Origin of the sequence: Citrobacter sp. Marseille-Q3906, from assembly GCF_916618775.1 — a bacterium.
Taxonomy (GTDB): domain Bacteria; phylum Pseudomonadota; class Gammaproteobacteria; order Enterobacterales; family Enterobacteriaceae; genus Citrobacter; species Citrobacter murliniae.
In genome coordinates, this window is the sequence record NZ_CAKAKA010000003.1 from 103,195 (window position 1) to 128,556 (window position 25,362).

Here is a 25,362-nt window from a genome sequence, read left to right on the forward strand (position 1 = left end):
GCCCGGTGGTGTCGTGCCACCGGGCAGTTTTTTGTATATTCCTTCGTTATGCTTTTTTCTTCTTGCTGATACTTTTTCGTTTTTTAAACCGCAGCAGCCTTCCCGCTATAGTCAATTCATTACTCATCAGGCGGTTATTTCAAAAGGATAAAAACGTGAAACTGAACATACCTCATTTCGGGGCCGGGGCGGCATTATTGCTGGCGGGAATATTACTGGCAGGTTGCGATCAGCAAAGCAGTGATGCGAAACATATCAAAGTCGGCGTGATTAACGGCGCAGAGCAGGATGTGGCGGAGGTTGCGAAGAAAGTGGCCAAAGAGAAGTACGGTTTGGATGTTGAGCTGGTAGGGTTCAGCGGTTCGTTACTACCCAACGATGCAACCAATCATGGTGAACTGGATGCCAATGTCTTCCAGCATCGTCCTTTCCTGGAGCAGGATAATAAAGCGCATAACTTTAAGCTGGTGGCGGTGGGCAATACCTTTGTCTTCCCGATGGCCGGTTATTCGAAAAAAATCAAAACCGTTGCCGAGCTGAAAGACGGCGCGACAATTGCGATTCCTAACGATCCAACTAATCTCGGACGTGCGCTATTGCTGTTGCAAAAAGAAAAACTGATTACCTTGAAAGAGGGCACTGGTCTGTTGCCGACGGCGCTGGATATTACTGATAACCCACACCATCTGAATATTATGGAGCTGGAAGGCGCGCAATTGCCGCGTGTACTGGACGATCAGAAAGTGGATGTGGCAATTATCAGTACCACCTACATTCAGCAAACCGGGCTTTCCCCGGTACATGACAGCGTATTTATTGAAGACAAAAACTCACCGTACGTGAATATTCTGGTGGCGCGGGAAGACAACAAAGATGCAGAGAACGTAAAAGAGTTCCTGCAATCTTATCAGTCACCGGAAGTGGCGAAAGCAGCCGAGAAAATCTTTAACGGCGGCGCGGTACCGGGCTGGTAATATTCGCCCGTCACCGCGCTGGTTGGCGTTATGCCGTTCTGGCGCGGCGGCGGGAATCCATTGAAATCAGCACCACTGAAGAGAGGATCAGCAGCGTACCGAGCCAGTCCGGTAAAGTGAACGTAATGCCTAACAGGAGCAGGGACAGTAAGGCACTGCTCAGTGGCTCCGCACAGCTCAAAATGCTCGCTTTCGGCCCACCAATCATCTGCGCACCTTTCAGGTACAGGCTAAACGTCAGTGATGTACCGATCACCACCAGATAGAAAAATGCCAGAATCAAACTGCCATTGACCACAAAGTTCGTTCCCTGCCCGGCATAGAATGGGAGCAGGATCAGGCCGCCTATCAACATGCTCCAGCCGACAATCGGTAGCGTACCGTAACGCGCGATAAGCACAGAGGGATATGTCGTATAGAACGCGGCAGCAAATGCCGAAGCGATCCCCCAGAACAGCGCGGCAGGCGAGATGGATAACGACGTCGGGTTGCCGTGGGTGACCAGCAGGAATGTGCCGATTAGCGAGGTGAAGATCGCCGTCAGCACTAATATTCCCGGTCGCGCTTTGCGTACCACCGAAAACCACGCCACGATAATTGTCGGTGACAAAAATTGCAGTACCGTTGCGGTGGCGGCATTGGATTTTTCAATGGTAAGCAGAAAGGTCAGTTGTACGGTGAGCGCCCCGACCACAGAAAAAATCAGCAGGCTGATGGCGTCTTTGCGGTTTTTGATAACGGAGAAGACTTTGTCACCGTGCACAAAAGAGAGCATCAGCAGAATGAGCCCGGCGAAAATCAGACGTGTCATGGTCAGAAACTGCGCCGACATCTGACTTTGCTCCATGATGTACTGCGCGCAAACGCCTGAACTTCCCCATAATACGGCGGCTATCAGGACGTTCATCATCCCTCTTCTGGTGGAACTCATCTTTCCCTCTGCATAATGTATTGTCTTATTTGTGTGCAGACATCATAGCAGAGATGACTCTGACAGCAGGAATACCTCATGCACTGTCTTTAGCTCCCCCGCCAGGCAGGGAGCTCTGGGATAATGTTAAGCGTCTATCGGTGTCAGATAATCCAGACGCAGCGGCTCGGCCAGCAGGTCGTTCATTTGCAGAATAAACGTCTGGAAATGCGGTAAGGCGATATGTTCGTCCAGACCTGCCTGGCCGCGCCAGGATTCACGCACGTAAAATACATCCGGCGTATCGCGTAACTGAAACAGCGCATACTCAATATTGCCCGGCTCCCGGCGAGTGGGTAGCAAAAGGGCTTGCAGCGCTTGTTTCAGTGCGTTGATTTTCCCTGGTTTGGCTTTTAGCACCGCTATGATTGAAATCACCGTAGAGTCAGGCATTTAAAATCCCTCCAGAACAATCTTGCCCACTGAACGACCGGTTTCAATTTGGGCATGGGCTTTTTGCAAATTAGCCGCGGTGATGGCACCAAAATGTTCGCCCAGCGTGGTATGGATAACCTTGCTGTCAATCAGTTGCGCCATGCGGGTCAGTAGCTGATGCTGGGCAATGATGTCGAGTGTTTCAAACATCGAGCGTGTGAACATAAATTCCCAGTGCAGAGAAATGCTTTTAGTTTTCAGCGGACGCGCATCAAGGGATTGCGGATCGTCAATTAGCGCCAGTTTTCCCTGTGGCGCCAGCGCGGCAATAATCTGCTGATAGTGCTGCTCGGTATTGTTCAGGCTGGCGACATGGGTCACCTGTTTAATGCCTGTTCGTGCCAGTTCTTCTGTCAGCGGTTTACTGTGATCAATCACATGATGAGCGCCCGCTTCACGTACCCATTTCTGGCTTTCCGGACGCGATGCCGTACCGATAACGGTCATTTTGGTCAGCTTACTGGCTAGTTGGGTCAGGATAGAACCAACGCCGCCTGCAGCGCCGACAATCAATAAAACATCATTCTCATTACCATTTTCCTCAACGCCCAGGCGGTCGAACAGCATTTCCCACGCAGTGATGGCGGTCAGCGGCAGGGCTGCCGCTGAAGCGTTATCCAGTGATTGTGGCTTCAGCGCAACAATGCGTTCATCAACCAACTGAAATTCACTGTTACTGCCAGCACGACCCAGCGCACCGGCGTACCAGACTTCGTCGCCAGGCGCGAACAGCGTCACCGCATCGCCCACGGATTTCACCACGCCAACCGCATCCCAGCCCAGCACGCGCGGCACGTCGGCATTGAAACCTTCGCGTACTTTGGTATCGACGGGGTTGACGGAAATAGCTTTCACTTCAACTAAAAGGTCATGTCCGGTAGCGATCGGAACCGGCAGGTCAATTTCTTGTAAAAATTCAATATTGCTGCCGTTGGTTGCGGCGTGGGTAATGGCGATAGCTTTCATAGTCTCTCCAGTTACAGGAATCTATTTATACCCGTCATACTTCAAGCTGCATGTGCGTTGGCTACGCTCGCTCACTCCAGTCACATAGTTCGCTATGTTCCAGGAGACTCACTCCCTTGCCGCCTTCATGCAACTCGAATTATTTAGGGTATATCTGTTGAATAATTCGATGGTAAACCGGCATCAGAACGGGAAAAATAGCCTCACGGCGACAGGACTTATACTCGAGGAGTGAAAATGTTCCGGCTTGAAGATCTCACGTTGTTTGTCCGCGCCGCGGCGCTGAACAGTTTTAGTGATGCGGCGCGCGAAGTCGGCGTCCAGCCCGCCCAGGTCAGTTCAGCTATCAAGCGTCTGGAGTCTACGCTGACGATTCGCCTGTTCGCTCGCTCCACACGTAGCCTGCGGCTCACACCGGAAGGTGAGATCTGGTTGCCCTATGCCCGTCAGATGCTGGATGTAATGCACGCCGGATTGCAAAAAATCCAGACGCCGGAAGATGAGATTTCAGGCATGCTGCAAATTGCGGTGCCGTCCGATCTCGGACGGAATCTGTTGTTGCCGGTCTTTCAGTCGTTTCGTCGCCGCTATCCTGCGCTGCGCCTGCGGGTCTTTTTCTCCGACCAGGTGACCGATGTATTTAAAGATCCCGTCGATGTCGCGTTTCGGTATGGTAATACCGAAGACGCGTCTTATATCGCGTTGCCCGTCGCGCCAGGTAATCGCCGCGTGCTGGTGGCTTCTCCGGACTGGATTGCACAATGCGGTGAGCCGCAACACCCTGGCGATTTAGCGCAGCTGAACGCCATGACCTTTGTATTACGCGGGCGGCTTCATGATCGCTGGACGTTTACGCGTAATGGTGAAGTCAGTAGCGTGCAGGTCAACAGCACCATTATGAGCGATGATGCCGAAGTGATAAGGCGTCTGGCGATTGCCGGTGAGGGGATTGCGTATAAGTCGTGGCTGGATGTGAGCGAAGATGTGCGTGACGGTCGTTTGCAGTTGCTGATGCCGGGGTATCTGGGGGAAAAAGTTCCGTTAAATATGATTTGCCCACACCGTAAACAGCTTTCAACGGCGGTACGGCTATTGCACGATGCCGTGAAGGCGCGGTGTGAAATGCTGGCGCAGAGCTAACGTTCTTGCTCTGCACCAGAATCATCAGGTCTTTAACCTGGCTTTCTACTCTGCGGTCACTCAGTCTTTTTTGCTGGCGTTAGCAAAGAAAATATCAGACTGAATGTCTTTGGTGCGGATGGTGAACAACTGATTAGTCAGGTCTTCGGTCAGCTTCTCGGCATCGGCCATGATGCGCAGGTTGAAGTCATTCAGCATCTTATCGGCGGCGGGTTTATCGGTTTTTGCCATCTTCAGATATTCTGCCTCAACCTCTTTTTGCTCCTTCGCCACTTTGTCTTCCCACGCTTTGTAGGCTTTTTTGACGATAGGGGCGAGCTTCGGATAGTCCGTCATGGTCAGCGTCTGTAATTTGCGATACTTCCAGTAAATGGATTGATCGTCAGCGTTGTTCGTGCCCATCGTATAGTTGGCCGGATACGCTTTCAGGCCGCTATAGTAGGGAACAAAGGCGGTAAGATCGGCCATACCCAGACCAATATAGGTTGTTTCACCAATCTCTTTTGGCAACCACGGACGTACCTGCATAACGTGCGCTTCGTAGGTACGGAAGACACTGACCGGACGCCACGGCTCTTTACCGTTCAGGCCGTTGGTGTAAGGGTCATGTTTGGTGCCTTCATAGTGGTTACGCAACACCGATTTCACATCGTCCAGCGTCATTTTCTTCTCTGGCGTCATGAATACCGGGAATTCACGACCTGCGGCCATATCCTGTTTTACGGAAGGATTGAACTCTTTCTGAATAGTCCAGACGCGGGGATCGTTATATGTGCGGTCACGCTCATCGTCACGAGTATAGACTTTGGAAAAGTTGAATTTGCCATCTTTTGCCTGATCGTAAAGACCTTTTTCGGTCGCGAACTCAACCAGGTTTTTTGACGCCATCATATTAGGGTTCTTAGGATCGTAATCCTGTAAGCGTCCCTGATTACCAGTGGCAAAATATTGATTATTCGGTAAACGCTGTGCCATCCACTGGTGGCCGCTACCGGTTTCCAGATACCAGATTTCGTTATCGTCCACCACGGCAACGCCAAAGCCTTCGCCAGCTCCGGCGGTTTCAACGATATGTCCCAGCAACGCCACCGCTTCACGGGCTGTTTTGCTCTGTGACAGCAGGATATCCGGAATATCGTCTTCGGTGATGCCTTTGTCTTCAACATATGGGTCGACGGCCAGCGCTTTTGGCGAAGCAAAAATAGATTCTGTACCGCTCACGCCGACGCCCAGTTCGTTAAAACCGGTTGCGCCATGCAGTTGCGTTTTCCAGTTTGGAACGGTGGTGTAACGCAGGGAATTTTTTGGCAGCGGCCAGGTAAAATCATTCGCGCCATTATGCGCTTTGGTGCTGTACACACCGGTCTGATTCTGTTTTGCCGGATGAATGACAAAATGCTGTGCTTTCAGGGCATCGCTGTCTGCACTGCGGGCTACCAACATGGATCCATCCGCCGACGCTTCATTGCCGACCAGCAGGGTCGTACAAGCAAAACCTGATGAAACAACAGCCAAATTTATAGAAAGTGCAATCAGGCACTTTTTAAACGTAAACATTAAATATCCCTCATAAGTACGCCATAAATACACCGGAAACACACCGTTTGCTGAAATGCGATAACGTCCGAACGCTCAGACATTGCTCGCCAGAGAGATAAACGCCCCTGCCCACGTTTTCTCCTAATATCCATTGGTAGGTTGAAGTCTTCTGGACAAAATAAAGTGCCCGTTTCGCTCAATTATTACGCAGTGAATATCGAGGTATTCAGGATGTTTCCTGATTCGGGGGAAAGAATAGCAATGGCACATCGACAAATTCAGTGACGTGTGTCGCGTAAGTTGACGGCGATAATTGTGTCGAAAAATAACAGATGCTGTTGGTTGCGATGAAAGATGTCAGGCTACTGGAAATATTAAGGGTGGTATTGGAAAGTTGATTGGACATCATGTTCTTTGTTGGCCGGACACGTATAAGCGTTATCCGGCGAAGAATGAAGCTGTAAATGCCATTTATTACATACTCAGTGAACTTGCTGGTAGTCGATACTCAAATCACAATTGGCTGATTGCGTACATTTTTTTTTCGATACCGGCATAGGCGGCATTTTTAACTCGAGCGCAGATTAAATGCAGCTTTGAATTGGCCTCCATAGCGATCAATTCTTTATGGTCTTTATCCAGAATGGTTGAGTTTTTATCATAAAAATCATAGCTTTTATTGATTTCAGTGAACTGCTTTTGATAAAGCATAAACTTATCAGGATCAACTTTTCGTAGTACGTTGAAGTTATTAATACACTCGCTGTCTGAGAAAAGTGAGTCATCCGTTGAAGATTTATTTTTAGTCACATCGTTTGTTGGATGCGTTGCATCAACACAACCACTGAGAATAATAAGAGCAACAAAATAGCACATCCACTGCTTGTTCATAATAAATATCCATGATGTTAATTGATATGATGATATTTAATGGTCTGGAATTGATTTTAATATCTTGATTTTTTTGGCGGAAGTTAATGACGGGAGGCATTCTGGTGCATTATTGGGATGTGCAAAAATATACTTGAAGAGATTTTTAATATCTTACTAATGCAATTGGAATAGCGCTCCCCTAATAATTAAAGGCCTGCAATAGCAGGCCTTTGCATTAACTTATTACCAGGTATATTTCACACCAGCATTTGCTGACCAGTCTTGATCGACATCAGCTCCGCCAAGATAATCACCGCCGGCATATGCACTAAAGTTTTTAGTAAAGTTGAATTGACCACCCAACCCGGCGCGTACTGCTGAACCACCCACACCATTATCAATATCATCGCCATTAACATCTGCGCTGTTATTATCTGAATCATCATACACATATGCGATTTTTGCATACGGAACGAATGACTGTTCGCCGAAGCTAAAGGTATAGCCGGTATTGACGCCTGCTTCATAACGCATGCTGTCATAAGACTGGCTATCAACATTCATATTGTTGCTGAGCTGGTATCCGTCACCATCCTGGAACAGACCAGAAATGCTTGCGTATGGAGTAACGTAGCCATTCTGATTGTATTTCCAGTCATAACCAGCTTTCAGATTCAGACCCCAGGCATCAGAAGAGATACCGTTGCCGCTTACTGAATTACCATTGCTCATGCTCGCAGACAGGTCATTATCAAAGTGGCTGTAGCTCAATGTGCTATTAACGAAGACATTGTTGTTAAAGCGCGTAGAGGTATAAACACGAGCAGACTGGCTATCCTGATCGACATGGCCGGTTTGATCATCGATATCACCTTTCATGAAGCTGGCAGCGGCACCGACAATCCAGTTCGCACCATTACCTTCAATCGCTTTATCAAAACCAACCATGATGCCGCTGGTATCTTGATCATAGCTTAGTGTATCGGTATCTCCCTGGAAGTGACCGCCGACGTAAGTCGCCCATGCACCGCCAGTATCCTGACTGTTTTGATTTACACGGCCATTATCCAAACGATTTGCCAGTGCATCTTGTTCCAGATTCCAGATATTGGTGTTAGCAGACGGGATGCTCAGCGCAATATTGGCATAATCGGTTAAGCCATCCTGTTTCAGTACAACAGAATCACCGCTCTGCTGAGCTTCATACTGATAAGCGCCCAGATCGGCTTTGTTTGCTGCGGTAAAGGAAGCCTGCGTATCGGTGTTATCATCATAAACGCGAATCAGCTCATGACCTTTATAATCAGCAACAGAGCCTTTGCCGGTGGCATTATTCACGCTAACTTTATAGTTACCTGCGACATCGCCATTGACTGCCAGATGACCATCAGAATTCACATCGACTACACCATAGTCAGATGCGTTATCGGTATTACCATTGGTATAACCCGTGTTCATGTCACTGTTCAGGACATATTCGCGGCTACCCACATCAAGCTGACCACCTGAGGTCAGGACAAGGTTATGCGTGTCGACTTCACCCGTGCCAATATTTAGTGCTGCGCCATTGCTGACAGTAATGGTATTAGCATATAAATTTGCCGTTTCCTCTGTCAGATTCACCGTACTGTTGCCATCAATATTCATGGCATTAGTATCTACCTGGCCATCATCACCGATGTTCATGGATGAAGAGCTATTCAGGTTGATGGTATCGGCAAGCAGCGCAGAGCTTTCTACGTTCACCTGCGAGCCATTAGATACGGTTAAGGTATCTACATCGGAAGCTTTACGGGTATCCCACTCAGAACCATGATCCAGCGTTACGTTAAAGATCCCACTCTGGAAGACGGCTGCACCATCAACATATCCCGTGTCGGCGTTATAAGTTGAGGAAGGAATCAGGCTGTTTGCTGCAATATCGTACAGTGTTGCTGTTGCATCAACGTCAGAGATTGCCGCACCGACCCACTTGCTTCCATTATCAAGCGTCAGGTTCATTTCGTCCTGGTTCAGGCTGTCATCAGCATAACCCAGGTTAGAATCGATCACGCCGTCTGCATTGGTATCAACACCTGCAGGTGCAAAACCGTTATTGAAACGACTGACGAACAACACATCGCCCGTTAAGGTTGAATTGTTGAATGTTGCATTGGTTTTCATGGATTCAGTTGAATCCGGATTATCGATAGCCGCAATCGCAACATCATTCATGTTGATGGTTTGATCATTGCTATTAATGACACCATCGCCATTCACATCGAAATCAGCCTGCATTGTCAGTGCGCCGGTGTAATCAGAAGGTTTTTCTGACTGACCGTAGAAACCTGACGTATCCAGCTCAGTCCAGGCTCCAGAGGTAACGGAAGAATCATTGACAACAATATTGTCTACAAAGCTGTCAGTGCTACCGCTGTCGGCGTAATCCTGAATTTCCTGGCCTAATGTAATACCAGCAACGTGAGAGTTGTTTTCAATGGCAATATTGCTTTCTTGATCAAGCGTAATTGCTGTACCCAGATTATAGATTGGTAAAGAACCCGCAGAGGTACCATCGGTGTTGTAATAATCAAAATGCTCAAAGCTGTCATCAATAGTTGAATTATTAACGGTCAATGTCAGCGGATCGTTATAGTTCTGCTCGACGTCAGTGCAACCTGAAGTCATGCAAGCAGACGTCACCATTCCATGTACAGTCGTATTACTGATGGAGAGTGAATTTGGATTGGCTGTATCTGCATCAAGGTAATTTGTCGAAATAACACCGTTTACGACGGAGTTATTGATGACAGGGTAAATATTGGCATCTGCGCCGTTCCAGTCCGCATATCCCTGATAAGTTACGCCTGAAGTACCATCGTAAATGAAGGTATCCCATACGCCATTCGAAATGTCTGTTGCCGAAGCTTGAAATGCTACAGCTAAAGAGCACGCGAGGGCGATTCGTGTTTTATGGAACTTGCCACAACTTTTCAATCTAAAACTCCTGTTATGCAAAAAAGAATGCTCTCGGCAACACTATATATTCGAGATATAATTCAGAGGGCAGAGAGGACGGATAGTAAAATCCCCTATCTATCTCTTCAGATAAACATCATGTAGTCACCGTAGTTATTTAAAATTCCGCGTGCACAGATATACGACATACTTCTTCTGGTGCTTGCGCAGTCTCACGAAATCTCGCAAATAGAATAATCATTTCTATATTTTGAGTTCAATTTGTTTTGTTATTTAATCCATTATTGGAATTTTGGTGATTTAAATGAGGTTTTTTTATTTTTTGCGGTGTTATTATAAGTTCTTGATTGATATGATTTTTGTATTTATTTTTAACCGTTAATAAATGCTGTGAAATAAGTTTCTGTGAAGTGATATATTACTGGTGTCACATTGATTGTCATCTCCTTGCTGGTAAAAATATACCGAATTAGTTACTCTTGTTATTATTATTCTGCAAATTAAAAGTGGTGCTGTTATTATAATAAATACTCCTTATTTGTTTCTCTTGGTTTGTTTTATATATCTTGTTTGTAAATGAAGTGTTGCCATTTACCAAAAATGGACGTCGTGTTCGGATTACTAAACGGATCACGAAAGATGAGTGATGTTTTTTGCCAGGAAGTGGTTAATGTACTTAATGCATTTGATTGTTCTCACCGTAGGCACACCAAACGAACACTGTCTGCTGGATTTTGCTGAGGTAACAACTTAAAAAAGATGGTTTTTTCTTGTTTCGAATGGAAAAATAACCACTCGGGCAATACTTTTTTATCGATCCCTTATCGATAAGGGAGTTGGTTTGCCAGAGAGCCGGAGGGGCGGTTTTTAGTCAGAACTGTTCTTTTACTCCTCCAGAAATGTACTGACAGTAGTGAAGGGCTGGCATGGCGTGTTTTTCTCGCGCTGTTCAACGCGGTAAAGATGATTAAAATGCATAAAATGTCAATTACCAATATAAGGTGATCACCTCGGCACCGTTTCTTTCTTTCTTTTTTATTGAAACTTCGCCCTCGCTGAGTGAAGTCCAGGCTAATAGTGTCTTTTTCCAATGAGTTATGTGTGAATTAAAAAGTCAGAAAAATTTTATAAAGATGCTTGCTGAATAGGATTTTATTGCCCATAGTTATAGCAAACCAATGTTACATCTTATTACATTGCCAGATTTGGCTTACTCGATCATCTTTGCAAGGTGAGGATATCGCTCAAAGTTTTGCCAGAACAAACGAAGCGATTACCTCCTAAGGAGCATCAGGAAGGCAATAATTAATAAAAATGCAGGTGAACAGCATAAACTATGAACCGTTTTAGATAATGGCGGCCTTATTTTAGTAAATGATTTTTATTATCGATTCCCTGTAAATATAATAATAGATACCTGTTTTCCATTGCATAAATAGAATATTCCATTTTTGGACTAACACAGTAATTTTTCTTGCCTTAAAAATAAAATATTATAGGGCGAATTATTAATGCTAAATCTACCGAGTATCTAATAACATGCATGCCAGGCCGGACAGGCGCTTTAGCGCACGTTTAATTCAGACAATTGCGTTACTGAATATATTTCTGCAAATTGTCATGCCTGTCCTGCTTTCATTCTCATGGGTTTCTGTGGCTGTGGCCGCTTCACCGTCAGAACAGCAATTCAGTCAGTCCATGACCACCATGCGTAACTCAGCGCTTCTCTCTGCTGTCCCCGACTCCCCTCCGGAAGAGAAAGATAAAATATGGTCTTCCTCTTCTGTTGAGCTAAATGTCAAAAAGACGTCTCAGGAATCATCCGGTTTTTTCTCCTCACAGCCGACTAAATCTGCGGAATTGCCTGCCTTAGCTTCAGAACCAGAAGCGGGGAAAACCTCCTCTGTCGCCGATCCTGAGTTGCAGATGATTGATTCAGGTAAGACCGCAGCTACGCGCCTGTGGCAGGTTTTGGGCAGTGATGATCCTGCAGCTCAGGGACGTAGTGCCGCCGCCGGAATTGCCGCCGGGATTGCCAACCAGCGTATGGAAACCTGGCTGAATCAGTACGGGCATGCGCGGGTAAATTTATCCTTTCCGGGCGGTGGCGATCTCGATCTGTTATTCCCGATGCTTGATACCGCTGATTACCTGATTTTTACCCAGGGCGGGATCCGCCGGGATACGGATGATAAACGCACGACCTCCAATATCGGCCTTGGAGTGCGCGGCTTCACGGGTAACTGGATGCTTGGCGTGAACAGTTTCTATGACTACGACATCACCGGAGAAAACAGTCGCTACGGTATTGGCACTGAAGCCTGGACGGATTACCTCAAACTGTCCGCCAACCTTTACCAGCGCATTACCGACTGGCACCAGTCTGGCGTTGAAGATATGGAAGATTACGATGAGCGGCCAGCCAACGGATATGACGTGCGTCTGGCCGGCTGGTTGCCTTCATATCCAAATGTTGGCATGAACGCAACGTATGAGAAATATTTTGGCAAGAATGTCGCTCTTGATGACCACACGGATCTGGCGGACTCACCTTCGGCGGTGACGGTTGGGTTGAACTACACGCCGATCCCGCTGGTTACGTTAGGAGCGGAGCATCGTAGCGGCAGCAATACGAATGATTCACGGGTGTTTTTGAACTTCAACTATCGTCTGGGCGTATCAATGGCCGATCAGACCGATCCGGATATGGTCGGGTTGGCCCGGACGCTGGCAGGCAGTCGTTACGATATGGTTGAACGTAATAACACCATCGTTATGCAGTATAAAAAACAGGATCTTATTACCTTGTCGCTGCCAGCGACAGTATCTGCGGATGCGAACAGTACCGTGTCGCTAACCGCGGACGTGCGGGCAAAATACGGTACAGAGAGTGTGGACTGGGACTACAGCAGTATTGTCAATGCGGGAGGCAGCGTTACACAACAATCCCGTGAATCACTGCTTATCACACTGCCGGCCTGGAAAGCGGAGCAGGGCAGTGTGAATACCTATCGTATTAGCGCAGTGGCGTATGACTCTCGCCATAACAAATCAAACAGCGCGGAAACGGTGGTAATGGTCCACAAAGCGCGAAACGACATCTCGTCATTTGTGGTGGTAAACGATAACGCACTGGCGGACGGTAATACCCGAAACACGGTACGTCTGACGGTAATTGATACGCAGACAAACCAGCCGGTACCTGGGTTGGCGGTCAAATTTGCAACCAGTGCCGGAACTCTGTTGGCGGCAAGTGCGACGACGGATGCACAGGGAATGGCGACCACGGAGATCACCAGTGTGGTTGCCGGAGAAGCGAAAATCACCGCGACGCTGGAGAACGGCAATGCGGCAGATGTCAGCGTGACGTTTTTGCCAGATGAGGCAGCCACCCTCAGCGATCTAAAAATAACGAAAGACAATGCCGCGGCAGATGGGAAAGCGACTAACGTGGTACAGGCCAGCGTGACCGATGCGCGGGGCAATGCGGTAGCTGGGATCACAGTGGCATTCAGTGCCGGGAACGGTGCGGTGCTGGAAAATACCTCGGTAGTAACGGATGCCAAAGGGCTGGCGTCGACCACGCTGACGAATCTTTCTATGGGCACGACTGTCGTGACCGCGACGGCGAATAATGTGTCCCGTAGTGTAAATACAACGTTTACAGCGGATGTGGCGACGGCGTTTATCAGCAGCCTGACGGTGGACCAGGACAGCAGCCCGGCAGATGGTAAGACAACCAATACGGCGACGGTGACAGTACTGGACGCGCAGGGGCATCCGGTACCGGGGATTGCTGTGGCATGGCAGGCGGATAAAGGAACGGTGAAATTCAGTTCCGGCTCGAGCAATACCGGGGCAGACGGCAAAGTCAGTGTGCAATTTACAGATACTGTGGCTGAAAGTACCAACATCACTGCGGTACTGGCGAACGGTAGCAGCCAGTCGCAGCCCAGTCATTTCTCTGTTGATCTGACCGCTTTGAAGATCAGCCGTTTTGATGTCGCGCAACAGATAAAAGCCGACGGGCGTACCGTCAGTACCGCCACGGTTATTGTCGTAGATGCCGCAAATACCCCGCAGGCGAATGTTGTAGTGAACTGGACGGTGGATGGAACAGCCTCCCTGGCGGGGCCAACATCCACGACGGATACTTCGGGCCAGGCGGTGATGACGCTGACGGATGCGAAAGCCGAAACGGTGAACGTAACAGTGACGGTAAGTGTCAGTGGTGCGACGCAAACAAAAACCACCACCTTTGTTGCCGATACGGATACAGCGGTGGTCAGTACGCTGGTCATCAACCAGGACGGCAGCGTGGCGAACGGTTCGGCGGTGAACACGGCGACAGCCACGGTGCTGGACGCGAACAATAACCCGGTCGCCGGAGCTGCGGTAGTCTGGAGCGCAGACAAAGGCACGGTAAATTTCGGCACGCAAGGTACCACTGATGCAAATGGTCATGTGAGTGTGACCTTCACCGACACGGTGGCGGAAACGGCACAGATTACCGCCACACTGGGCGGCAGCAGTCAGACTGAACCGTCGAAATTTGTGGCGGATGCGGCAACGGCGGTGGTCAGTACGCTGGTCATCAACCAGGACGGCAGTGTGGCGAACGGTTCGGCGGCGAATACGGCGACAGCCACGGTGCTGGACGCGAACAATAACCCGGTCGCCGGAGCAGAGGTGGTCTGGAGCGCAGACAAAGGCACAGTAAGGTTCGGCACGCAGGGCACCACGGATGCGAACGGGCATGTGAGCGTGACCTTCACCGACACGGTAGCGGAAACGGCGCAAATCACCGCTACGCTGGGTGGTTCCAGCCAGACCGAACCATCGCAATTTGTGGCGGATGCGACAACGGCAGTGGTCAGTACGCTGGTCATCAACCAGGACGGCAGCGTGGCGAACGGTTCGGCGGCGAATACGGCGACAGCCACGGTGCTGGACGCGAACAATAATCCGGTCGCCGGAGCCGCGGTGGTCTGGAGCGCAGACAAAGGCACGGTAAATTTTGGCACGCAAGGTACCACGGATGCGAACGGGCATGTGAGCGTGACCTTCACCGACACCGTCGCGGAAACAGCACAGATTACCGCCACGCTGGGCGGCAGCAGTCAGACTGAACCGTCGAAATTTGTGGGGGATGCGGCGACGGCAACACTCACTTTGCTACCCGATCATAGCGGTAGTATTGCAGATGGCATTGCTACTAATGGTGTAACGGCAATGGTCGTCGATGCTCTCAATAACCCAATTGCCGGGGCGATTGTGACGTGGACGGTAGATAAGAGCACGGCGAAACTCAGTGTCTCTTCAGGAGTGACCGATAGTAGTGGTAGGACGAGCCTGACCTATACGGACACCGTAGCGGAGCATGTAGAGATCACGGCTACTCTGGAAAACGGCAGTAGTAAGGTGCAGGGCAGCACATTTGTTGCAGATGCAAGTACCGCCAGGATCGGCTCTATTGTTATTGATCCCGATAATAGTCCAGCTAATGGCGCTTCGAAAAATGGTGTTGCTGTGACGGTAGTGGATGCGAACGGTAATCCGGTTGGTGGATTAAGAGTTGCTCTCAGTGCGAGTAGTAATACGGTGGAATTCTCCTCGAAATTTACCAGCACTAATCAGAGTGGTGTGGCGAGTGCCACTTTCACCGATACAGTGGCAGAAACCATAAGTGTTACCGCAGGTTTGGATAATGGTAGCGCTAAATCACAGAACAGTCATTTTGTGGGGGATGCTGCGACGGCGGTGGTCAGTACGCTGGTCATCAACCAGGACGGCAGCGTGGCGAATGGTTCGGCGGCGAACACGGCGACAGCCACGGTGCTGGACGCGAACAATAACCCGGTCGCCGGAGCAGCGGTGGTCTGGAGCGCAGACAAAGGCACGGTAAATTTCGGCACGCAAGGCACCACGGATGCGAACGGGCATGTGAGTGTGACCTTTACCGACACCGTAGCGGAAACAGCACAGATTACCGCCACGCTGGGCGGCAGCAGCCAGACCGAACCGTCGCTCTTTATAGCGGATGCGGCAACGGCGGTGGTCAGTACGCTGACCATCAATACTAACAATAGTGTGGCGAATGGTTCGACGGCGAACAAGGCGACAGCCACGGTGCTGGACGCGAACAATAACCCGGTCGCCGGAGCCGCGGTGGACTGGAGCGCAGACAAAGGCACGGTAAGGTTCGGCACGCAAGGCACGACGGATGCGAACGGGAATGTGAGTGTGACCTTCACCGACACGGTGGCGGAAACGGCACAGATTACCGCCACGCTGGGCGGCAGCAGCCAGACCGAACCGTCGCTCTTTATAGCGGATGCGGCAACGGCGGTGGTCAGTTCGTTGGTCATCGATCCGAACGGCAGCGTGGCGGATGGTGTAACCGCCAATGTTGCAACGGCCACAGTGCTGGATGCGCACAACAACCCAGTCTCAGGAATAAATGTGAGCTGGACTCCTGCATTCGATGGAACGATGCATTTCAGTCAGGCCTCCGGATATACCGGAATTGATGGAAAGCTGACAGTCAGAATCACTGATACGATGTCCCGGAATTCTCCCGTTGGAGCTGTTCTGGAGAATGGCAGCCGTATGAATGCAACAGTAGTGTTTGTAGGAGATCCGACGACCGCGACGGTGAGTTCGTTGACCATCGATAAGAACGGCAGTGTGGCGAACGGAGTTGCGGCCAATAGTGCTACGGCGACTGTGCTGGATACACACAACAATCCGGTGGCTGGGGTGACGGTCACCTGGAGTGCAGACAAAGGCACGGTAAATTTCGGCACGCAAGGCACCACGGATGCGAACGGGCATGTGAGTGTGACCTTCACCGACACGGTGGCGGAAACGGCACAGATTACCGCCACGCTGGGCGGTTCCAGCCAGACCAGTCCGTCAAGATTTAACGGAGACATCACATCGGCAGTCGTTAGCACACTGACCATCGATACTGACGGCAGCGCGGCGAATGGTTCAACCGCGAATGTCGCAACAGCCACGGTGCTGGATGCAAACAATCACCCGGTCTCCGGGGCTGTGGTGACCTGGAGTGCAGACAAAGGTACGGTAAATTTTGGCACGCAAGGTACCACGGATGCGAATGGACATGTGAGTGTGACCTTCACCGACACGGTGGCGCAAACGGTTCAAATCACCGCCACGCTGGGTGGTTCCAGCCAGACCAGTCCGTCGAGATTTGTGGGTGATATCGCTACGGCCAGGGTAGAGATGGAGATCAGTAATAGCAGTGGTGTGGCTGGTAAGACTACGGTAGGAGCGATAGTCACCGTGGTAGATGCCAACAGTAACCCGGTAGGCGGAGCCGTGGTCACCATGAGCGCAGATAAGAGTACAGTGACATTTGCAATGGGAGGCGACGGACTCGCATCGACAGCAGCGGCAAGTGAGGAGCAGTTCACAACTAATAATGGAGGAACATTCACTGTATATATCGCTGATACCGTTGCGGAACCAGTGCAGGTAACGGCTACGGTCGGTAACAGTAGCCAGACAAAGCAGATAGAATTTGTTGCAGATTAGATACCGCAGCAGTCAGTGATGCCTGGTAGTGGTAAGAACAGGAGTATGGAGGGACTATTGTTGCTGGTATTAGTATATCAGCACGCAGACAGACGACATAGTATTACTACCACACTGGAAATGGCAAAACTGAAACACTTTACAGCCGATTTGTCGCAGTGAGGCTGTCGGCGCCTTAACTTTGTTTATTTTAATTAGCTAATAACCGGAGTAACGTGCTTTATGTTAGAAATCCCTCGTGAGTCAATTAAACGACTTGGCGATATGATTATTCAATATGGTTATTCATTCCATCTTGCAGAAGGCAATGAATTAATAAGAACATCACCAGATGGCGAACCTTTATTCTTTTATCTTGTAAAGGGACAGGTGCGTTATGAGTTATCTGATGATTATTGGTTGTCTTCCGTCAGAGCGCCCATGGTCTTAGGATTTGTAGATTATTACTATCCGAATGAATACGCCGGGCGTTTTTTTACGGAGACGGAAACATCAGGGTTCTATCTTTCTGCCGAGAAAGTGGGTCAGCTCATCTCTGAGAATGACTTGTGGTACGATGTATCTGTTGTCCTGAGCTATATTATCCGAAGGTTGTTGGCGCGTGAGGTGCTGCTATCGTCCAGTAATGCGTACAAGATTATCTGTCACTATCTCAATATTCTGAATTCTGAATGCCCGGAAGTAAAAGAGAGATTGAGTGCGTTGTATTATCTGCATAAGCATACAAAATTGTCTAAAAGCATGATTTCATTAATTATTAGTGAATTAAAAAAAGGAGAGTACATAGATATCAGTAAAGGGCATCTTAAGAGTATAAAATTCTTACCAGAAAGTTTTTAAATTCAGTACTGGAGAGTGAATTATTAGATAAATATGTGTTAGGTAAATGGAATTAGCATTGACACAGTCAGTGATAAGCAGTTGAAAGAGAAATTATCAACTGTTAAAGAAACGTTGTTTTTTAGCCGATCATCACAACTGAAGGGGTGGTAGGCGCATTTTGTATCAGGAATGGAAGACTACGGACATGGTGGAATTCGTTGAGGATGGTGCATAGCCAGTTGAAAACGGAATATTATAAATTTATATCACTCTGCAATCTGTTGTACTTCACTTCTTACAGATAAACAATGGCACAAAATGACGTAATTAATGATTGTGCACAGCGTGGATGAAATACCTCTGGTCTTTTGATTTAATATTGATGTTTTGTATTGGATAAATGAGTAACCCCCATAATCCCCCTCAAATGATTCTGCTTGTGGGATGTGGGGGCATTCTGAGCTACTTTTTCGGCTCTTTTTTCCACTGTAGTAAACCGGCAATATCCTACTCGCCTTCGGCTTCTTTTAAGCGTCATTGTTGCCCGGCAAATTGACTGTATTCCGGCTGGCTGGCGCGAATATTACGGATTACCTGACAATTCCCTTCCTGTGGAACTTGTAAGTAAGACTTACAGGTTGGCCAGAGTTCAATACGGGATAAAGACAGCTTAAAAGAGATGTGATTAAAGACGTGCTTACTTGAGGCATTTTGGCGGAAGATCACAGGAGTCGAACCTGCCCGGGACCGCTGGCGGCCCCAACTGGATTTGAAGTCCAGCCACCTCACCGGAGATGACGATCTTCCGCGCCTCGATTGCTACATGGAGGCGGGGCGCATTATAGCTACTTCCAGGAGTTTCCACACCCCCCCACTCACTTTTTTAACTTCCCTTTCTCTTTACCATGACCGTTTTCAAATAAACCTCTACAAAATCCAATACTTACATTTAGACATATTTTTTCGACGCTACTCCGATCACAGAAAGCAAGAATCGTAAATTGATTACAAAATATCGGAATGTTCGCGCTCACAAGGATGGTTTACAACGTCTGTAACCGGTTTCAGCTACCTTACGGTGTTAAAGGATAAAACAATGAAGAGCGAGATATTGTCCGTCACAGAGAAGATTGGCTATGGAATGGGTGATGCCGCCAGTCATATTATTTTTGATAACGTTATGTTGTATATGATGTTTTTTTACACTGATATCTTCGGTATCCCCGCCGGTTTTGTCGGCACTATGTTTTTGCTGGCGCGCGCACTGGATGCTATCTCAGACCCGTGCATGGGACTGATTGCCGACCGTACCCAATCGCGCTGGGGTAAGTTCCGCCCGTGGATCCTGTTTGGCGCGATTCCGTTTGGCCTCGTTTGCGTGCTGGCATACACCACGCCGGACCTCAGTCTGAATGGCAAAATGATTTACGCCGCCGTCACCTATACGCTGCTGACCCTGCTCTACACCGTGGTTAACATCCCTTACTGCGCGTTGGGCGGCGTTATTACCAAAGACCCGACTCAACGTATCTCACTGCAGTCCTGGCGCTTTGTGCTGGCGACGGCGGGCGGCATGCTCTCCACGGTGCTGATGATGCCGTTGGTAAACCTGATTGGCGGCGAAAACAAAGCATTGGGTTTCCAGGGCGGGATTGCTGTGCTCTCGGTCATTGCATTCCTGATGCTGACCTTTTGCTTCTTTACTACCAAAGAACGTGTTGCAGCACCTCCGGGTAATAACTCAATGCGGGAAGATCTGCGCGATATCTGGAAGAACGATCAATGGCGCATCGTCGGATTGCTCACCATTCTCAATATTCTGGCTGTCTGCGTACGCGGCGGGGCAATGATGTATTACGTCACCTGGATCCTCGGCACGCCGGAGGTGTTTGTCGCCTTCCTCACCACCTATTGTGTCGGAAATCTGATCGGCTCTGCGCTGGCAAAACCACTTACCGACTGGAAATGCAAAGTGAGCGTCTTCTGGTGGACCAACGCCCTGTTGGCGGTTATCAGCCTGGCGATGTTCTTTGTGCCGATGCACGCCACTATCACCATGTTCATCTTTATCTTTGCGATTGGTGTGTTGCACCAGTTGGTGACGCCTATCCAGTGGGTAATGATGTCTGACACCGTTGACTACGGTGAGTGGTGCAACGGCAAGCGCCTGACGGGTATCAGCTTCGCAGGGACGTTGTTTGTGCTCAAGCTGGGCCTCGCACTCGGTGGGGCGCTTATTGGCTGGATGCTGGCTGGCGGTGGCTACGATGCCGCAGCGAAAACCCAGAACAGCGCCACCATCAGCATCATTATTGCGTTGTTCACCATCGCCCCAGCGATCTGCTACCTGTTGAGTGCCGTCATTGCCAAACGCTTCTATACCCTGAAAACCCCGTATCTGACTGAAATTATGAGCCAGTTGGCTCAGGGGGCACGTCGCAATCAGCAGGACTTTACGACCAAAGAATTTCAGAACTAAAGGAACAGACGATGAAAATTAGCGATGGAAACTGGCTGATTCAGCCTGGGCTAAATTTGATAAACCCGATTCAGGTATTCGACGTTGAGCAGCAGGGAAGTGAGATGGTGGTCTACGTTGCGCCGCGCGATGTACGTGAGCGCACCTGGCAACTCGATACTCCACTGTTTACCCTGCGCTTCTTCTCGCCGCAGGAAGGGGTTGTAGGCGTGCGTATGGAGCACTTCCAGGGCGCGCTGGATACAGGTCCGCATTATCCGTTGCATGTGCAGCAGGATGTGCCGGTAGTAATGCAGAACAATGCCGAATTTGCCGAACTGAAGAGCGGTAATTTGAGCGTGCGCGTTACCAAAGGGGAGTTCTGGTCACTCGATTTTTTACGTAACGGCGTGCGTATTACCGGCAGCCAGTTGAAAAATAACGGCTATGTGCAGGATACCAACAGCGGGCGCAACTATATGTTTGAGCGTCTGGATCTGGGCGTCGGTGAAACGGTCTACGGGTTGGGCGAGCGCTTTACCGCGCTGGTGCGTAATGGTCAGACTGTAGATACCTGGAACCGCGATGGCGGTACCAGTACTGAGCAGTCTTATAAGAACATCCCGTTTTATATCACCAACCGTGGCTACGGCGTACTGGTGAACCATCCGCAGTGCGTATCGTTTGAAATCGGCTCCGAGAAAGTCTCAAAAGTGCAGTTCAGCGTGGAGAGTGAGTATCTGGAATACTTTGTGATCGACGGGCCAACGCCTAAAGCGGTACTGGAGCGATATACCCGTTTTACTGGCCGTCCGGCGCTGCCTCCAGCCTGGTCATTCGGTCTGTGGCTCACCACCTCGTTCACGACCAACTATGATGAAGCGACAGTAAACAGCTTTATTGACGGTATGGCGGAGCGTAACCTGCCACTGCACGTTTTCCACTTCGACTGTTTCTGGATGAAAGCATTCCAGTGGTGTGATTTCGAATGGGACCCGGTGACGTTCCCGGACCCGGAAGGGATGATCCGCCGCCTGAAAGAGAAAGGGTTGAAGGTTTGCGTATGGATTAACCCGTACATTGGTCAAAAATCCCCTCTCTTCAATGAGCTGAAAGAGAAAGGTTATCTGCTCAAGCGGCCTGACGGTTCTCTGTGGCAGTGGGATAAATGGCAGCCCGGCCTGGCGATTTATGATTTTACCAACCCCGCTGCCTGCGAGTGGTACGCCAGCAAGCTAAAAGGTCTGGTGGATATCGGAGTGGATTGCTTCAAGACCGATTTTGGCGAACGGATCCCCACGGATGTACAGTGGTTCGACGGTGCCGATCCGCAGAAAATGCACAATCACTACGCTTTCATCTACAACGAACTGGTGTGGAACGTGCTGAAAGAAACCGTGGGTGAGAAAGAAGCGGTGCTGTTTGCCCGTTCCGCCTCCGTGGGCGCGCAACAATTCCCGGTGCACTGGGGGGGTGACTGCTACGCCAACTACGAATCCATGGCGGAAAGCCTGCGCGGTGGATTATCTATCGGCCTTTCCGGCTTTGGTTTCTGGAGCCACGATATCGGCGGTTTCGAAAATACAGCGCCCGCGCACGTCTATAAACGCTGGTGCGCGTTTGGACTGCTTTCCAGCCACAGCCGCCTGCACGGCAGTAAATCCTACCGTGTGCCGTGGGCATATGACGACGAGTCCTGTGATGTGGTGCGTTACTTCACCGAACAGAAATGCCGCATGATGCCGTATCTGTACCGTGAAGCGGCCCGCGCCAGTGAACAGGGTACGCCGATGATGCGCGCGATGATGCTGGAGTTTCCGGACGATCCGGCGTGTGATTATCTCGACCGTCAGTACATGCTGGGCGATAGCATCATGGTCGCACCGGTGTTCTCGCAGGCAGGGGATGTACAGTTTTACCTGCCGGAAGGACGCTGGACACACCTGTGGCATAATGACGACGTGCAGGGCAACCGGTGGCATAAGCAACAGCATGGCTTCCTGAGCCTGCCGGTCTATGTGCGAGACAACACCCTGCTGGCGCTAGGCTGCAATAGCCAGAAGCCTGACTATGCCTGGCACGAAGGGACGGCATTCCAGTTATTCCAACTGGAGGAGGGCCGGGAAGCCATCTGTGAAGTCCCGGCGGCTGACGGCTCGGTTACCTTCACGCTGAAGGCCACGCGCGCGGGTAACACCATTACTGTGCAAGGTGTCGGCGAAGCGCGTAACTGGACGCTGTGCCTGCGAAATATCCTGCAAATTAGTGGCGTGAAGGGCGGTTCATCTGCGGGCAGCGAATGGGGCGTGGTTGTGACGCCTGACAGCAATGAATTAACCATCACGTTATAAATTTTTTATCCTCCCTCTCTCTGATAAAGAGGGAGGGTTTTTGCGAGCGTTATCACTATAACTCTGGCAAAAAATGTGATCTGCGCTGTAAATATCTCACTATTTCCCTTTTTTGTCTTATTTCTGTCCGGAATACAGGACACGATTTAGTATTGTTGCAACATCGTAGGCCTTTTATATTTATCATCACGGATTGCAAGTGGAGCGTCAGTGCTTCGTTAGATATTTAATCTGGTGTGTGATAAGGGTAAATAATGCAAATGATTACCTCGCGACAAAACAGATTATTAAAATTTCTTCTGCCCCGGAAGGAATATGTCACGCTGCTGAAAATCGCTGAATACTTAGCTGTTTCAGAAAAAACTGTGCAACGCGATCTGCGGATGCTGGAGCAGTGGTTATCGGAATGGAAAATATCCATTGATAAACGTACTGGCGCAGGCGTGATGCTGATTGCCGATAATATTACTGATCTTTTATATTTGGATCAGTTATTAGGTGCCGAGGGCGATGACGTTGATGGAATGATGAATAATTCACGGCGCGTAAAGATAGCATCACAATTATTAAGCGAAACGCCGCATGAAACATCTATCAGCAAATTATCTGAACGTTATTTTATCAGTAGCGCATCGATTGTTAACGATCTGAAAGTCATTGAATCATGGATAACCCCGCTGGGATTATCTTTGATTCGTAGCCAAAGCGGAACGCACATTGAAGGCAGCGAGAGTGGTGTGCGTCAGGCGATGGCCTCGTTGATTAATGGTGTGATTAACCATAATGAACCCGGCAGCGTCGTTTATTCTCGCCTTGATTCAGGTAGCTATAAAGCGCTAGTGCATTACTTCGGTGAAGAAGACGTTTTATTTGTACAAACGCTGTTGCAGGAAATGGAGAATGATCTGTGTTGGTCGTTGGGTGAGCCTTATTACGTCAATATTTTTACTCATATTCTGATCATGATGTACCGCATCACACGGGGGAATGCGTTACCGAGAAAAGATGAAAATATTACCTCATTTGACGAGAGCATCTTTTCCATTGCCAGCCGCATGATCCAGCATATCGAAAAACGTATTGCGCACCCGCTGCCGGAAGACGAAGTCTGGTTTATTTATCAGTACATTATCTCTTCTGGTGTGATGATTGAAGAACATAACGATGTGAGCGTAATTGGCCATATGCACTCCAGCGATGAGGCGCGGTTGATTACCTGGCGGCTGATCGCGACATTTGCGGAGATGGTCGACAGCGACCTCAGTCAGGACGTTGCGCTGTATGACGGGTTACTGATTCATATTAAGCCGTTGATTAACCGGCTGAACTACCATATTCGTATTCGTAACCCGCTGTTGGATGACATCAAAGGAGAGCTGGAGGATGTCTGGCGTTTAACACAGTGCGCGGTGAATCGGGTGTTTAGCGGCTGGGGCGACCGGGCTGTATCGGAAGATGAAGTTGGGTACTTAACTGTGCATTTTCAGGCAGCAATGGAACGCCAGATTGCCCGCAAGCGGGTGCTACTGGTCTGCTCAACGGGTATCGGTACTTCTCACTTACTCAAAAGCCGCATTTTACGCGCCTTTCCGGACTGGACCATTGTGGGTGTGGTGTCGGCAGGAAGTTTGCCCTCCGTACTGACGGAAGATATTGAACTGGTGGTTTCAACAATAAATTTACCCACCATTGCGATGCCTGTCGTGTATGTTACCGCGTTCTTCAATGATGCTGATATTAAACGGGTTACTGAAACGGTTATTACTGAAAAATTACATCGTGCGACGTCGCTGGTCGTTGAAAATTAATGTCTGAACTCCATGAGGTATGATTGATGGACATAACGAAAATACTCAATACAAATCGCGTTATTTTGGACATGAAGGCTACAAATAAAACGGAGGCCATTGAGGAACTGACTGACCTGCTGCAAAAAGATGGTGCGATTAGCTGCCGGGATACGTTTATTCAGGACGTCTGGCAGCGTGAGTCTGAAGGCTCGACTGGTTTTGAAAATCATATTGCTATCCCGCACGGTAAATCTTCGGCGGTGGTCAATACTACTCTGGCTATCGGGCGTACTCGGCATGATATTCCGTGGGAAACGCTTGATGGCAGCAACGTGCGGTGCATTATTTTATTTGCCGTTCGTCTTGAAGATCAAAACACAACACATATTCGTCTGCTCTCTCAGGTTGCCGGGGCGTTAGCAGATGACGAGATTATTGAGCAGTTACTGATCGAGCGCAGTCCACAAAAAATTATTGAGTTGTTTAGCCAATATGCTGAGTCGAATGTCTGCTAAATAAAATGTGG

14 protein-coding genes and 1 tRNA gene are annotated in these 25,362 nt (G+C 49.3%); 8 read left to right on the top strand and 7 right to left on the bottom strand.

The genetic code is table 11. The annotated features are described in order from the left end of the window. The first annotated feature begins 155 nt into the window (after positions 1–155). A complete protein-coding gene (gene nlpA / locus LG384_RS17870; protein ID WP_045448875.1) occupies positions 156–974 on the top strand; it encodes a lipoprotein NlpA in 819 nt (272 codons plus the stop codon). 28 nt (positions 975–1,002) lie between these two features. Here nlpA and LG384_RS17875 read toward each other — a convergent pair whose 3' ends face one another. From LG384_RS17875 to LG384_RS17885, 3 genes are all read right to left on the bottom strand, one after another. After that, positions 1,003–1,905: a carboxylate/amino acid/amine transporter gene (locus LG384_RS17875; protein WP_225761333.1), complete on the bottom strand. Its 903-nt coding sequence runs from the start codon at positions 1,903–1,905 to the stop codon at positions 1,003–1,005. 126 nt (positions 1,906–2,031) lie between these two features. Continuing rightward, positions 2,032–2,337 (bottom strand): putative quinol monooxygenase, encoded by a 306-nt coding sequence (locus LG384_RS17880; protein ID WP_045448872.1) that lies wholly within the window; start codon positions 2,335–2,337, stop codon positions 2,032–2,034. After that, positions 2,338–3,345, bottom strand: a complete 1,008-nt coding sequence (locus LG384_RS17885) for a zinc-binding alcohol dehydrogenase family protein (RefSeq protein ID WP_225761334.1) — start codon at positions 3,343–3,345, stop codon at positions 2,338–2,340. Positions 3,346–3,582: 237 nt separating this feature from the next. Here LG384_RS17885 and LG384_RS17890 point away from each other — a divergent pair, with 237 nt between their 5' ends. After that, positions 3,583–4,485: a LysR family transcriptional regulator gene (locus LG384_RS17890; protein ID WP_200011159.1), complete on the top strand. Its 903-nt coding sequence runs from the start codon at positions 3,583–3,585 to the stop codon at positions 4,483–4,485. Positions 4,486–4,545: 60 nt separating this feature from the next. On the opposite strand, the gene LG384_RS17895 is transcribed toward LG384_RS17890, so the two are convergent. The 3 genes from LG384_RS17895 to LG384_RS17905 form a co-directional block, all read right to left on the bottom strand. Further along, positions 4,546–6,042 carry a C69 family dipeptidase gene (locus LG384_RS17895; protein ID WP_225761335.1) on the bottom strand — a complete coding sequence of 499 codons (1,497 nt, stop codon included), beginning with the start codon at positions 6,040–6,042 and terminating at the stop codon, positions 4,546–4,548. 495 nt (positions 6,043–6,537) lie between these two features. Further along, positions 6,538–6,915, bottom strand: a complete 378-nt coding sequence (locus LG384_RS17900; RefSeq protein ID WP_225761336.1) for a hypothetical protein — start codon at positions 6,913–6,915, stop codon at positions 6,538–6,540. A gap of 225 nt (positions 6,916–7,140) precedes the next feature. Next, on the bottom strand, positions 7,141–9,873 hold the full coding sequence (locus LG384_RS17905) for an autotransporter outer membrane beta-barrel domain-containing protein (RefSeq protein ID WP_225761337.1): 2,733 nt from the start codon (positions 9,871–9,873) through the stop codon (positions 7,141–7,143). A gap of 1,521 nt (positions 9,874–11,394) precedes the next feature. On the opposite strand from LG384_RS17905, the gene LG384_RS17910 reads away from it, so the two are divergent. Together LG384_RS17910 and LG384_RS17915 are read left to right on the top strand one after the other, a co-directional pair. After that, positions 11,395–17,415: an Ig-like domain-containing protein gene (locus LG384_RS17910; RefSeq protein WP_225761338.1), complete on the top strand. Its 6,021-nt coding sequence runs from the start codon at positions 11,395–11,397 to the stop codon at positions 17,413–17,415. Positions 17,416–17,637: 222 nt separating this feature from the next. Further along, positions 17,638–18,255 carry a helix-turn-helix domain-containing protein gene (locus tag LG384_RS17915; protein ID WP_048223141.1) on the top strand — a complete coding sequence of 206 codons (618 nt, stop codon included), beginning with the start codon at positions 17,638–17,640 and terminating at the stop codon, positions 18,253–18,255. A gap of 694 nt (positions 18,256–18,949) precedes the next feature. Here LG384_RS17915 and LG384_RS17920 read toward each other — a convergent pair. Next, positions 18,950–19,044, bottom strand: a tRNA-Sec gene (locus LG384_RS17920). A gap of 289 nt (positions 19,045–19,333) precedes the next feature. Here LG384_RS17920 and LG384_RS17925 point away from each other — a divergent pair. The 4 genes from LG384_RS17925 (at position 19,334) to LG384_RS17940 (ending at position 25,351) form a co-directional block, all read left to right on the top strand. Continuing rightward, the gene (locus LG384_RS17925; RefSeq protein WP_048223139.1) at positions 19,334–20,716 is read left to right on the top strand and encodes a glycoside-pentoside-hexuronide family transporter; all 1,383 of its coding nucleotides are present in this window, start codon (positions 19,334–19,336) and stop codon (positions 20,714–20,716) included. A gap of 11 nt (positions 20,717–20,727) precedes the next feature. Continuing rightward, on the top strand, positions 20,728–23,046 hold the full coding sequence (gene yicI, locus LG384_RS17930) for an alpha-xylosidase (RefSeq protein WP_225761339.1): 2,319 nt from the start codon (positions 20,728–20,730) through the stop codon (positions 23,044–23,046). A 254-nt stretch (positions 23,047–23,300) separates the two neighbouring features. Then, positions 23,301–24,854, top strand: coding sequence for a transcription antiterminator (locus LG384_RS17935; protein ID WP_200011186.1), 1,554 nt, complete (start codon positions 23,301–23,303; stop codon positions 24,852–24,854). Between the two features lie 26 nt (positions 24,855–24,880). After that, positions 24,881–25,351, top strand: coding sequence for a PTS sugar transporter subunit IIA (locus LG384_RS17940; RefSeq protein WP_045448857.1), 471 nt, complete (start codon positions 24,881–24,883; stop codon positions 25,349–25,351). Positions 25,352–25,362: the final 11 nt, after the last annotated feature.

Bases quoted from the DNA above. Each gene is read 5' to 3' on its own strand.
- LG384_RS17880 (WP_045448872.1), bottom strand. From the start codon at position 2,337: ATGCCTGACTCTACGGTGATTTCAATCATAGCGGTGCTAAAAGCCAAA.
- LG384_RS17925 (WP_048223139.1), top strand. From the start codon at position 19,334: ATGAAGAGCGAGATATTGTCCGTCACAGAGAAGATTGGCTATGGAATG.
- LG384_RS17910 (WP_225761338.1), top strand. From the start codon at position 11,395: ATGCATGCCAGGCCGGACAGGCGCTTTAGCGCACGTTTAATTCAGACA.
- yicI (WP_225761339.1), top strand. From the start codon at position 20,728: ATGAAAATTAGCGATGGAAACTGGCTGATTCAGCCTGGGCTAAATTTG.
- LG384_RS17875 (WP_225761333.1), bottom strand. From the start codon at position 1,905: ATGAGTTCCACCAGAAGAGGGATGATGAACGTCCTGATAGCCGCCGTA.
- LG384_RS17935 (WP_200011186.1), top strand. From the start codon at position 23,301: ATGCAAATGATTACCTCGCGACAAAACAGATTATTAAAATTTCTTCTG.
- LG384_RS17895 (WP_225761335.1), bottom strand. From the start codon at position 6,042: ATGTTTACGTTTAAAAAGTGCCTGATTGCACTTTCTATAAATTTGGCT.
- LG384_RS17885 (WP_225761334.1), bottom strand. From the start codon at position 3,345: ATGAAAGCTATCGCCATTACCCACGCCGCAACCAACGGCAGCAATATT.
- LG384_RS17940 (WP_045448857.1), top strand. From the start codon at position 24,881: ATGGACATAACGAAAATACTCAATACAAATCGCGTTATTTTGGACATG.
- LG384_RS17915 (WP_048223141.1), top strand. From the start codon at position 17,638: ATGTTAGAAATCCCTCGTGAGTCAATTAAACGACTTGGCGATATGATT.
- LG384_RS17890 (WP_200011159.1), top strand. From the start codon at position 3,583: ATGTTCCGGCTTGAAGATCTCACGTTGTTTGTCCGCGCCGCGGCGCTG.
- LG384_RS17900 (WP_225761336.1), bottom strand. From the start codon at position 6,915: ATGAACAAGCAGTGGATGTGCTATTTTGTTGCTCTTATTATTCTCAGT.